This is a genomic window from Pseudomonas sp. NPDC089406 (assembly GCF_044900265.1).
GTDB lineage: Bacteria > Pseudomonadota > Gammaproteobacteria > Pseudomonadales > Pseudomonadaceae > Aquipseudomonas > Aquipseudomonas fakonensis.
On the sequence record NZ_JBJDNC010000026.1, the window covers coordinates 41,096 to 52,791 of the forward strand.

10 protein-coding genes are annotated in these 11,696 nt (G+C 67.9%); 2 read left to right on the plus strand and 8 right to left on the minus strand.

Annotation, left to right across the window (positions count from 1 at the left end; translation table 11 throughout):
• The first annotated feature begins 145 nt into the window (after positions 1-145).
• Entirely contained in the window at positions 146-1,054 is a 909-nt protein-coding gene (locus ACI2KK_RS18570) for a LysR family transcriptional regulator (RefSeq protein ID WP_404670027.1), read from the plus strand.
• Here the strand turns inward: ACI2KK_RS18570 and ACI2KK_RS18575 are convergent.
• Together ACI2KK_RS18575 and ACI2KK_RS18580 are read right to left on the minus strand one after the other, a co-directional pair.
• Positions 1,040-1,810: a substrate-binding domain-containing protein gene (locus tag ACI2KK_RS18575; protein WP_404670028.1), complete on the minus strand. Its 771-nt coding sequence runs from the start codon at positions 1,808-1,810 to the stop codon at positions 1,040-1,042. The two genes, ACI2KK_RS18570 and ACI2KK_RS18575, sit on opposite strands and share 15 nt — an antisense overlap.
• Before the next feature lie 124 nt (positions 1,811-1,934).
• Positions 1,935-3,233, minus strand: coding sequence for an MFS transporter (locus ACI2KK_RS18580; protein ID WP_404670029.1), 1,299 nt, complete (start codon positions 3,231-3,233; stop codon positions 1,935-1,937).
• Between the two features lie 196 nt (positions 3,234-3,429).
• Here ACI2KK_RS18580 and ACI2KK_RS18585 point away from each other — a divergent pair, with 196 nt between their 5' ends.
• Positions 3,430-3,852 carry a DUF6508 domain-containing protein gene (locus ACI2KK_RS18585; protein WP_404670030.1) on the plus strand — a complete coding sequence of 141 codons (423 nt, stop codon included), beginning with the start codon at positions 3,430-3,432 and terminating at the stop codon, positions 3,850-3,852.
• Positions 3,853-4,011: 159 nt separating this feature from the next.
• Here ACI2KK_RS18585 and ACI2KK_RS18590 read toward each other — a convergent pair whose 3' ends face one another.
• The 6 genes from ACI2KK_RS18590 to ACI2KK_RS18615 all read right to left on the minus strand — a co-directional run bounded on the left by ACI2KK_RS18590 (position 4,012) and on the right by ACI2KK_RS18615 (position 11,688).
• The gene (locus ACI2KK_RS18590) at positions 4,012-4,671 is read right to left on the minus strand and encodes a phytanoyl-CoA dioxygenase family protein (RefSeq protein ID WP_404670031.1); all 660 of its coding nucleotides are present in this window, start codon (positions 4,669-4,671) and stop codon (positions 4,012-4,014) included.
• A gap of 167 nt (positions 4,672-4,838) precedes the next feature.
• Positions 4,839-5,423: a biliverdin-producing heme oxygenase gene (locus ACI2KK_RS18595; protein WP_404670032.1), complete on the minus strand. Its 585-nt coding sequence runs from the start codon at positions 5,421-5,423 to the stop codon at positions 4,839-4,841.
• Between the two features lie 341 nt (positions 5,424-5,764).
• Positions 5,765-7,906 (minus strand): HlyD family efflux transporter periplasmic adaptor subunit, encoded by a 2,142-nt coding sequence (locus ACI2KK_RS18600; RefSeq protein ID WP_404670033.1) that lies wholly within the window; start codon positions 7,904-7,906, stop codon positions 5,765-5,767.
• Complete coding sequence (locus tag ACI2KK_RS18605) at positions 7,906-9,261, minus strand: efflux RND transporter periplasmic adaptor subunit (RefSeq protein ID WP_404670034.1); 1,356 nt, start codon at positions 9,259-9,261, stop codon at positions 7,906-7,908. Before ACI2KK_RS18605 ends, ACI2KK_RS18600 begins: the two co-directional genes overlap by 1 nt.
• Positions 9,258-10,013 carry an efflux RND transporter periplasmic adaptor subunit gene (locus ACI2KK_RS18610; protein WP_404670035.1) on the minus strand — a complete coding sequence of 252 codons (756 nt, stop codon included), beginning with the start codon at positions 10,011-10,013 and terminating at the stop codon, positions 9,258-9,260. Before ACI2KK_RS18610 ends, ACI2KK_RS18605 begins: the two co-directional genes overlap by 4 nt.
• A complete protein-coding gene (locus ACI2KK_RS18615) occupies positions 10,003-11,688 on the minus strand; it encodes a TolC family protein (RefSeq protein ID WP_404670036.1) in 1,686 nt (561 codons plus the stop codon). The genes ACI2KK_RS18610 and ACI2KK_RS18615 overlap by 11 nt, the downstream gene beginning before the upstream one ends.
• Positions 11,689-11,696: the final 8 nt, after the last annotated feature.

Below are 11,696 nucleotides of genomic sequence, written 5' to 3' on the forward strand. Positions count from 1 at the left end.
CGCTTCGCGCCCCTTTCGCGGCACAAGGCCGCTCCTACAGGGTATTTCGTTCGCTTCATCATCCCAACTCGCCACGCTGGCCTCACCGCCACGATCGAAATACCATTGATGCACATTTTCGATCAAACCCACGGGGGCCACTGCGGTGAGCATCAACTTCGACCTCAACGACCTGCAGGCTTTTCGCGCCGTGGTCGAGCAAGGCAGCTTCCGCCGCGCCGCCGACGCCATCCGCATCACGCAATCCGCCTTGAGCCGGCGTATCGAAAAACTCGAGTCGGCGCTGGGCGTCAAACTGCTCGAACGCACTACCCGCAAGGTTTCGCTGACCAATGTCGGGCGCGCCTTTCTGCCGCAAGTGGAGCGCCTGCTCGATGACCTCGACCTGGCCCTGCTCAGCGTCGGTGACGGCGGCGCGCTGCGCACCGGCAGCCTGACCATCGCCTGCGTACCCTCGGCCGCCTACTACTTCATGCCCGATGCCATCCGCAGCTTCCACGGCCAGTACCCGCGCATCAAGATCCACCTGTTCGACGCCTCGGCCAACGAAGTCAGCGCTGCTGTGGCCTCGGGCGAGGCGGACTTCGGCCTGAGCTTTACCGGCAACCTGGCGCCGGAAATCGAATTCAGCCCGCTGCTGGAGGAGCGCTACGTGATGGCGTGTCGCAAGGACCACCCGCTGGCCGGGCAAGCCCAGGTGACCTGGGCGCAGGTGTACGAGCACGACTTCATCACCCTGGGGCGCTCGTCGGGTAACCGGCTGGTGCTGGACCGGGCGCTGGCCGGCGTTACGGTGGGCCGCGAGAGCGTGTGCGAGGCGCGCCATGTGACCACGGTGCTGGGCCTGGTGGAGGCGGGGTTGGGGGTGGCGGCGGTGCCGTCGATCGCCATGCCTGGGCCGGCGCACCTGGTGTTGACCCAGGTGCCGCTGGTGGAGCCCGAGGTGCGCCGGCAGATGGGCCTGCTCAAGCGCCGCGGGCGTACCTTGACCCCGGCGGCGCTGGAGATGGAGCGGTTGATTCGGGCATTGCCCGGCACCTTAGCGCGGAACTGAGTCCAGCCCGGTGGCGCGCACGTCGTTCTGCACGGCGGGGGAGGCGAGGTAGTTCAGCAGTTGCTTCGCCTCGGCCGGGTGCTCGGCACCGGTGGGGATGCCGGCGGCAAAACGGGTGACCGACTGCAGCTCTTCCGGCAGCTTGCCCACGTAGGTCACGCCCGCCACCGGCAGCAATTCCGCAACTTGCTGCAGGCCAACCTGGTACTGCCCCCTGGCCACTTCACCAGCCACCGGCACGCGCTCGACCATGGTGCTCTTGGCGGCAAGCTGCGGCTGGATGCCCAGTTTGCTGAACAACTCGTTCTGCACGTACACGCCGCTGGCGCTGTCGGAATAGGCCACGGATTTTGCCGCCAGCAGGGTCTTTTTCAGCTCGGCGGCGGTACCGATGGCCGGCTTGGGCTGGCCCTGTTGCACCACCAGACCGATACGCGAGTCGGCCAGTTCCACCCGCGAGGCCGGGTCGACCTTGCCCTGCTTGATCAGCTCGTCCAGGGCGTAGCCGACCATGATCACCACATCGGCGTGCTCGCCGCGGGCCAGGCGGTTGGGGATGGCCTGCGGCGCCTTGCCCATGGACGGGCCGAGCACGGTGGTCAGGCTGTCGCCGCTGCGGGCCGCATACTGCGGGCCCAGGCGCTGATAGGCGGCGGTGAAGCCGCCGGAGGTCATCACAGTCAGATCGGCGGCCTGGGCCAGGCCGCAACAAGCGGACAGGGCGAGGGTGAGCAGGGGTTTGAAGGCGTGCTGCATGGGCATGTCCTTTCAAGAGGGCTGTTTATCTGTAGGAGCCGGCTTGCCGGCGATGCAGGCGGCGCGGTGGCTGGCACCGGCTGCGCCGGTGATCGCCGGCAAGCCGGCTCCTACAGGGAAGGCATCACGCGGTGACAGGGGCCTTGGTGGCCAACCGGCGATACAGCACAAAGGTCGCGCAGAACGCGCACAGCGCGGCGAACATCAGCCAGTAGGCCGGGGCTGCTTTATCGCCGGTCTCGTGAATCAGCCAGGTGGAAATCGCCGGGGTGAAGCCGCCGAACACCGCCGTGGCCAGGCTGTAGGCCAGGGAGAAGCCCGCCACCCGCACCTGCACCGGCATGATTTCGGTCAGCGCCGGGATCATCGCGCCGTTGTACAGGCCATACAGGAACGAGAACCACAGCAGCACTTCGAGCATGTGCCCGAAGCTCGGCGCCTGGGCCAGGAACGACAGCGCAGGGTAAGCGCTCAGCACGGTCAGCGCCGACATCGCCACCAGCAGCGGCTTGCGCCCGTAGCGATCGCTGAGGATGCCGCCGATCGGCAGCCAGACGAAGTTCGACACGCCCACCAGCAAGGTGACGATCAGCGCGTCGCTGGTGCTCAGTTGCAGCACGGTCTTGCCGAAGGTCGGCGCGTACACGGTGATCATGTAAAACGCCGTCGTGGTCATGGCCACCATCAGCATGCCCAGCAGCACTACACCTGCGTTGGCGAACAGGGTGGCGAGCACTTCTTTCATGTTCGGGCGGTGCTTGCGTGCGCTGAACTCTTCGGTTTCCTGCAGGTTGCGGCGCAGCATGAAGATCATCGGGATGATCAGGCAGCCCAGGGCAAACGGCACGCGCCAGCCCCAGTCGGCGATCTCGGCAGCGCTCAACCACTGGTTCAGGCCAAAGCCCAGGGCTGCGGCGACGACAATCGCCACCTGCTGGCTGGCGGACTGCCAGCTGGCATAGAAGCCCTTGCGCCCGGGCGTGGCCATTTCGGCCAGGTACACCGACACACCACCCAGCTCGGCACCGGCCGAGAAGCCTTGCAACAGCCGCCCCAACAGCACCAGCGCCGGTGCCCACAGGCCGATGCTGGCGTAGCCGGGCACCAGCACGATCAACAGTGTGCCGCTGGCCATGATCGCCAGGGTGACGATCAGGCCCTTGCGCCGGCCGACGTCGTCGATATAGGCGCCCAGCAGCACCGCGCCCAGCGGGCGCATCAAGAAGCCCGCGCCAAAGGCGGCGAAGGTCATCATCAGCGAGGCGAATTCGTTGGCGGCAGGGAAGAAGGCAGCGGCAATGTGCGTGGCATAGAAGCCGAACAGGAAGAAGTCGAACTGTTCGAGGAAGTTCCCGGAAGTAACCCGGAACACCCGACTGGCCTTGGAGGTGCCCGCAGGCGCCGGATGGGTAGGCAGACTCATGGTGTATCTCCAGCGTTTTTTAAAATTTGTAAGTGCTTGTTACGCGGATTCTCGACCAAAGTGACGCCGGGGATAATCGTTGTTTTCTCATCAATTGATGCGCATATGCGATCAATCCATGGGCGAGGGTGGTATTGGCGGGCAGACTCGGGCATAACACCGGCCTGGGTTTTCAGCGGTCAGGGACGGCAAAACGATGGGTTTTCTAAAGCGGGTAAGGGGGCTTTTCGCCAAGCCCGAAGTGGCCGCACAGGCATGGCCGGGGCCGGCAGAAATCGACGAACTGCTGGGTTACTTGCCACTGCTGTACCCGGGCGGGGTAGCGATCCGCACGAGCGAAGTGCACGGCGATAACCCGTGGCCGGTGTACCTGCCGGTGGTGACGGACTTCTTTGCCGTACTTGCGCGTGACTGCTGGCAGGACCTGGGCTACAGCATCGAGGCCGGGCATGCCGTGCGCGATGACCCTGCACGCCTCGACCAGGCGGATTTGGCACAACTGCGCAGCCAGCTCACCTATTGCTGCCGGGGTGAGCGGTTTTGCGACGGGCACTGGCGCGCGATGATCGAGCAGGGGCATGTGCTGCGGATTCTGCGGCGGCTGGAACAGTTGCGTTAGCAGGCCCGGCCCCATCGCCGGCAAGCCGGCTCCTACAGGTACAGCACAGGCCTGGATGTCATGCGGTCGATGTGGGGCCCCATCGCCGGTAAGCTGATGCGGTCCCCTGTAGGAGCCGGCTTGCCGGCGATGAGGCCCGTCCAGGCAATACAAGAATGCCTAAACCGGCTCGAACCTTTCACAGGTCTGCATCCGCACCCCACGCAAGCTGGCCGTGCGCTGATGCATGGCATGCAGCCCCTCGGCAAAGTAGCCGACCAGCAGCGTGCGCCGCCGCCCGCCGTCGATATTCAGGCTGCCGCCATGCACCAGGTCGACGTCGAACACCAGCATATCCCCGGCGCGCCCGTTCAATTGCACGGCCCCGGACTCATCGGCGAAATCGAACGCAGGCTCGCCCGGCTTGGGCCTGTGGCTGGCCGGCACGATGCGCGTGGCGCCATTGCCCGGCCCGTAGTCGTCCAGGTACACCAGCGCCGTGACGCTATCCCCCGGCCGCTCAACCGACAGGTCACGGTGCAACTGCTGGTGGCCGCCGCCGGCCAGCGGCTCGCGGCCTTCGACTTGTGCCAGGAAAAAGCGCTCGCCAATCAGCGCGCCGACCACCGCCAATAGCGCTGGCAGGCGGCACAGGGCCTGCACGGTGGGGTCGTGGTCCAGTTGTGAATGGCGCCAGTCCGGGCCGCGCGGTGCGGGCCACTGGTCGGAGGGGAGGTAGTGGGTGTCGAAGGTGTGGCGCAGGGTGTCGAGCCAGTCGGGCGGGACCGCCCCGCGCAGCAGGGCATAGCCGTTGTGGTGCAGGTGGTTGCGGTCGATCATGGCAGGCCCGGTGGGTTGGTGGCATCGGGCCATGGTAGAGCGGCGGCAGAGACAGGTAAACCTGTAGGAGTGGCTTTAGCCGCGAATCAGGCGACGTGATGTATGGCACCGGCTGCGCCGGTGTTCGCGGCTGAAGCCGCTCCTACAGGGACCTTACAACCTGTGGCTCAGAAGCTCGCCTTGAGCGCCTTGCGGTAAAACTCGAACGCATCCCGCGCGCCCTGGATGGCGGCTTGTTTCTGTGCATCGGTGATGTCCAGCCCGTCCAGCAGGGCGACGAACTGGCGCCAGTGCAGGCCGCGGCCATCGGGGTGGGCGGCCAGGTGGCGGGCGCCGTGGCTTTCGTTCAGGCCGATCAGCTGGCTTTGCTTGAACAGAAACGCCGCGCCCAGGTTGGAGCCTTCGCTGCAATACAGCCAGCCGATGGCGTGCCAGGCATCCGGCGGCTGCACCGCCTCAGGCTTGGCCGGTACGGCCAGGCCGAGGTCGCGCAGGTCGGCGCACACCGCCTGGTAGCGCGGCAGTTCGCGCAGGCCCGGCAGCAGCAGGTTCAGTTGCGCCTGTTCGTACAGCGCGTCGATGGCACCGTGAAAGGTGTGCTGCAGGCGCAGGAAGCAGCCATAGCGCTCCAGGCTTTCGAACGGGCGGGCGCCCATCACCAGGTTGTCGACGCTGTCGTGGTCGCTGCTGGAGCCGGCTTTGAGTTGCTTGCTCAGGGGCAGTTCGGGGCTGGCTTGGAGAATGGCATTCATGGTCAGGTTCCGGGCAATTTCAGGTTGCCAGCATGATGGTCAGCGCCAGCGTACAGGACAATTGGCGGTTCATTAAGAATGCTTAACCCGCTGCGTGTCGCGGTCCCTGTAGGAGATCACCCAGCCCTTCGGGCTGCGCTGTCGCGCAGGGAACTATGGCCGCAAGCGCGCCCCCGACACCTGTGGGAGCGGCTTTAGCCGCGAAGCAGGCGCCGCGCTAGATGGCACCGGCTTCGCCGGTGTTCGCGGCTGAAGCCGCTCCCAAAGAGTCTCTGTTAAATCAACGAGTTGTGATTTTTCCCATAGGAGCCGGCAAGCCGGCTCCTACAGAGGGTATGGTGCTAGAACGCCGACTCGCGAATCACCACCACCAATGCCCGGCGTAGCGCCTGCAGCAGCGGGCTGCGCGCGCTGCCGGTGATGATAGCCGTGCCGCGCAAGGTCGTCAGGTCGCCTTCAAGCTCGCCCACCGGGCTCAGTAATACCCGGTACAGCGCCTGCTCGGGCTCGGGCACCTGCTGTTGGTCGAGCTTGGCGGCGATCGCGCCCTGGTACACCGAGGCCAGCTCCGGCGCCGAGGTGAGCTTGCGGGTGGCGGTCTGGCTGATGTCGTCCACCTTCAGCCGCAACCGCGCGCGGCCGGCGTCCTCGGGCACGAACCAGGCCTCGGCGCCGGCCTGCAGGCGCTCGCGGTCGGCCTCGGTGACGAAGGCCTCCACCCGCAGCTTGCGTTCATCCACCAGGGTACCCAGCCACTCGCCTGCCGGCAGCCATTCGCCCGCGGCCAGCGGCTCGGCCAGGTCGGCCAGGCGCCCGGCAAAGGGCGCGCGCACCTGCAACTGGGCCAGTTGGTCATGCAGCGCCTGGCGCCGTTGCAGGGCAATGCGCAGCTCATCCTGGGCCACGGCCTGGCGCGCTGCCCCTTCGCTGGCGCGCACCTGCAGGCTGCCTTGCTGGCGCAGCAGGGCGATTTCCTGCTCAAGCCGCGCCAGGTCGTGGGCCAGCTGCGGCGAGCTTAAGCGGAACAGTGGCTGGCCGGCCTGCACCGGCTCGCCGGGGCGCGCCTCGATGGCCTGCAACTGGGCGTCGGCGGGGGTTACCAGAATGGCCTGGCGCTCGGCCCGCAGCAGCGCCGGGGCATCGATGCGGCTGCTCCATGGCAGTACCGCCAGGGTCAGGCCCACGGCCAGCAGGCCGGCGCTCAACAGAGTGTTGCGGTTCATGCGATAGTCCTTGCGGCGTTGGTGCCAGTGGCGCAGCTCCTGCCAGATCGGCCGCAGGATGAAGTGCACGATCTCGACCAGAAACAGCAGCACGCCAAGCAGCTTGAAGGCGAAGTGATAGACCAGCAGGGCGATGCCCATGAACAGGAAGAAGCGGTACACCCAGGTGGCGAAGGCATAGCCCAGCAGCACCCGGTGCAGCCAGGGCTCGAAGTACTCCGGGCGCGGGTCGCCGAGGCCGAACAGCGCCTCGCGCAGGCGCCAGCGCGCCAGGGCGAAGGCGCGCTCCTGCAGGTTGGGCACATCCAGCAGGTCGGCGAACAGAAAGTACCCGTCAAAGCGCATCAGCGGGTTGAGGTTCACCGCCAGGGTGAGAATCCAGGTGGTGCTGGCCAGCATGAACGCGGCGCTGCGCAGCGGGCCGTCGGGCAAGAAGCTCCAGGCCAGGGTGGCCCAGGCCGCCAGGCACAGCTCCACGCCCATGCCGGCGGCGCCGATGGCCAGGCGCTGGTGGCGCCGGGTCAGGCGCCAGGCACCGCTGGCGTCGGTGTACAGCACCGGCCACAGCACCAGAAAGGCCACCCCCATGGTCGGCACCCTGCAGCCGAAGTGCTTGCACGCATAGGCGTGGCCGAACTCGTGCAGCACCTTGCTCAGGCTCAAGGTACAGGCCGCCAGCAGCGCGCCTTCCAGGCTGAAGAAGTGCAGGAAGGTGTGGGTGAAGCTGTCCCATTGGCGGGCCGCCAGGTACAACCCCAACAGCGCCGCCAGCAGGGTGGCGATGACGAAACCCTGGCCGAACACCTGGCGCACCCGGGGCAGGGTACGGGTCAAAAACGCATCCGGGCGCAGCAACGGGATGCGGATCGACAGGTAGTTTTTCATCAGCCAGCCGGCCCAACCGGTGGCACCGGCCTCGCTGCGCTTGCGCAGCTCGTCCATGGCGGTTTCGCCGGCCACATCCACCAGTTGCTGGGCGCGCAGAAACTGCGCGAACTGCTCCACCTCCTGGCTTTGCATGGCCAGGGTGGTGGACTGGCTGACGGCTGCGGCCACTGCCTCGGCGCTGCCCCTGGGCCAGTGGCTGAGCATTTCGGCCTCGGGCCAGCCGATGCGGTAGAAGCGCCCGCGCGCCGGGTCTTCGAGGGTCCAGCTGGGCGAGCCGTCCCGCGAACGCGGGCCCGGGTGCAGGCGCAGGCTGCGGCGCAGAACCGGCAGGCGCGCCTGGCCGGGTGGTAGGGGCAGGGCAGCTGCGTCCATCACCACCCCAGGTACACACGGGCTGCGGCCAGCGGCCGGCGCAGCAGGTAGTTGAACAGCAAGGTGCGTTCGCCATACAGCTTGGCGGTGCCTTTCAGGCCCACCCGCAGGCGCGCATCGTCTTCAGTAAAGGCCGCTTGCAGGCGGTAGGCCATGGTCCCGTCGCTACCGGGCGTGGCGCGGTAGCCGTGGCGCTGCAGCGTGGCCAGCAGCGGGCTGCCGGGCTGGCTGTTGAGGAACAGGCGTACCTGGGCGCCGGGCGCCAGGGCAATCGCGTCGGCCACCGGCAGTTGCACCTCGAGGCGCGCATCGTGGGGGTCGGCCACCTGCATGATGCGCTCGCCCAGTGACACCGGGCGGCCGATCCAGTCGCTGGGGTCGTCGAAAATTGCCACGCCGTCGCGCGGGGCCAGCATCAACGAACGCTCAAGGTTGCCGTCCAGGTAATCGACATCGGCGCGGGCCTGGTCGCGGCGGGTCTGCAATTCGGCCAGCTGGGCCTTGGCGCGCTCATCGAACAGCGCCTGCTGGCGTGCCTGGCGCAACTGCGCCTCGGCGGCGGTGAGGGTTTGCCGGGCGCTTTCCAGGCGGCTGTCCAGCTCGCGGCGGTCCAGTTGTACCAGCGGCTCGCCCTGGCGTACGGCCTGGTTGGGCTGCACCAGAATGCGCTCGACCACCGCCTGCAACGGCGCGCGCAGTACCGCCGGGTCCCGGGCGACGATTTCGCCGGGGGCGAGCACGCTCTGGCGCACCGGCAGAACAGCCAGCACCAATAGCGCGGCAACGATGGCCAGCACGGCCTTGCGCGGGCGATGGCGCAGGCGCTGCAGCAAGGGTGGGCGGCGGCTGCCTTGCAGGCCGGCCCAGGCGTGGGCGCTGGCGTCTTGCAGCAGTTGCAGCAGGGCCAGCTCGGCGGTGCCGGGGGCGCGCTGGCAACTGAACAGCAGCGCTCCCAGCCACTGCCCGTCGCGCCGGCGCAGGGGCAGCCACAGCAGTTGCTCGGCCAGGTATTCCGGCCACTGGCTGCGTTCTTGCGCTGGCGCATCGGCGCTGCTCAATACCCGCGTTTCGCCTGCCCAGGGCTGGGTTTGCCAGTGCTCGCACAGGCGCCCCAGCCACAGTACGAAGGGCGCATTGGCCTCGACCTGAGACAACCCCGAGCAGTGGCTTACGCCGGCGCCGCCGGCCTGCCACAGCAGGGCCTCCTGATAGTCGAACAGCTGGCGGCTGTCGTTGACCAGCAAGAAGCCAAGGCCGCTGAGGTCGGCTTCGCCGCGCACCCGCCGCTCCAGTTGCAGCAGCAGCGCCATGCGCTCGGCGCGCTTGTCCCGCGCGGGCGCTACGGCGGCGTTCACGAACCGGCCCCAGGCGGTGCCAGCAGCGCCACGCCGCTCATGCCCGGCAGCAGCGCCGAGGTGTCGCCGGTAATGCGCGCGAATACTTTCAGCGACTGGCTGACCGGGTCGATGGCCGCGCCCAGGCGTTCAACCTGTGCGCCATAGCGCTGGCCGGTCTCGTCCAGTTGCACCGCAAAGGCCTGGCCGGGCTTGAGCCAGCCCAGCCAGCTGGAGGGCACGATCAGCTCCAGCTGGTACACGCTGTCGTCATAGATGGCCAGCAGCTCGGTGCCTTCGGCCACGTGCTGCCAGCGCTGCACCATGCGTTGCGACACGCGCCCGGCAAACGGCGCGTTGAGCGTGCAGCGCCCGAGCATGGCCCGGCCCACGCCGCTTTCGGCCTGGGCAATGGCCATGTCGGCGCGGGCCTGGGTGACTTCGCTCTGGCTGATCGACTCCAGCGCATCGAGCTTGCGCGCCACTTCGAGCTTTTTTTGCGCCCCGGCCAGCGCCGCCTGGCTGCGGCTGAGCTGGGCTTTTTGCACCGAGCAGTCGAACGCCGCCAGGCGCTGGCCCTGTTTGAACGTATCGCCTTCCTTCACGTCCAGCTCCACCAGCTTGCCGCCGATCTCGCTGGACAGCACGGTCTGGCGGATCGGGCTGAGCTGCACACGCAGCTCGCCGTTGTCACCTTCGGCCTGGGCGCGTTCGGCGGCTACCGCCACCAGGATCGCCAGCACGGCGGCCCACTTGCGTTGCCTAGCGGCCATTGACGTGCTCCACCGGTACCAGCTCGGCACCGCGCAGCGAACCGAGGCTGTCCCACAGGTCCAGGCGCACCACTTGCTGGCGCGGCGCCGGTGGCGGGGCGAGTGGGGCGGGCGCGGCCAGCGGCTTGGCGTAGGCCAGTTGCTGCGCGGCGGCAACGCCGGCCGGTACGCTGCCCTGGCCCTGGTTCAGGCGCACGCTGTTGGCGGCGATGGCCTGGCTCAGCTGGGCAATGCCGGCACCGGCGATGCGCTCGGGCAAAGGGTCCAGCCCGGCGGCCTGGTACACCGCGCCATGGGCCACCTGCAGCTCGGCGTAGGCGCGGTCGCGGGTGCGCGTGGCCAGCACGGTTTCGGTGGCGGTGCGTACCCGCTCCAGGCGGCTCTGCGCCTGGCTGGCGTAGGCCCGCTCGCTTTGCTGGTAGATGCCGCGCTGCACCTGTTGCAGCTCGCTGGAGCGCTCGTACACCTGGCTGGAACGCTGGAACTCGCGCCAGGCCACGTTCACCTGGGTCAGCACGGCCATGCGCATGGCCTGGCGGCGCAGCTCGGCCAGTTGCTGGCGGCTCTCGCCGGTTTTTTTCACGGTGGGGTAGGCCAGCACGTTGAGCAGGTTCCAGCTGACTTGCAGGCCGGCGTCGGCCCAGTGGTCGTTGACCAAAAAGCTGTTGCTGTCGTAGTTGCCGCCGACGAACAGGTTGGCTCCCGGCAGCAGCTTGAGCAAGGCGGCGCGCGATTCCAGCACGGCATTGCGCGCCTGGTAGCTTTCGCTGCGGATTTCCGGGCGCTGGATCATCGAGGTGACTTCCAGGTCGGCCAGGTTGTAGGCCAGGGCCGGGCGTGCATAGCTGCTCTCGGCCGGCGCGGCCAGGCTGAAGGCGGTGTTCGGCGGCAGGTTCATGAGGCTTGCCAGGCGCGCCTTGGCCACCGACAGCTCACCGTCCACCACCTCCAGCTGGCGGATCATCTCCAGCAGGCTCTTCTGGTAGCGCAGCGAATCGATCGGCGCCTGCAAGCGCTGGCGCTCGCCCTCACGGGCCTGCTCCAGGGCGCCGCGGGCATCGCTCAGGGCTTGCTGCACCTGGGGCTGCAGGCGCTCGGCACCGGCCGCCTGCCAATAGGCTTCGCGCACCTGCTGGACGATGTCGGCCACCACCTTGCGCCGGGTTTCCTCGGCGGCCAGCACCTTGTTGGCCTGGGCCTTGGCGCTGAAGTAGCTGACGCCGAAGTCGAGCACGTTCCACGACAGGCGCAGGTTGGCATCGCGGCTGCTGCGGTCGCTGCTGGTGGAGGGCTCCAGCGACTGCTGGCCGGTGGTCACCGATTCGCTGGACGAGCCTGCCACGTTGTCGCGCCCGCGCCAGCCGGCGTTGGCCGCCAGCTGCGGCAGCAGGCTCAGGTTGGCGCCGCTCAGGGTGTTGTCCTCCAGCTGGCGCTGCATCAGGCCCACGCGCTGCTGCAGGTTGTACTTCACGGCGCGGGCCATGGCTTCTTCCAGGCTGATCGGCCGGGTGACCGGCTCTTGCGCGGCGAACATGCTCTGGCGGTCGGCGTCGGACTCGGCCAGGCGCTGCTCGGTGCTCATCGGCTCGGGCTTCACGGCGCAGGCCGACAGGCCCAGGGTGGCGCAGGCGATGGCCAGGCGCAGGGAGACGCGGTTGAAAGTCGTGCGGGTCATTTGGTCAT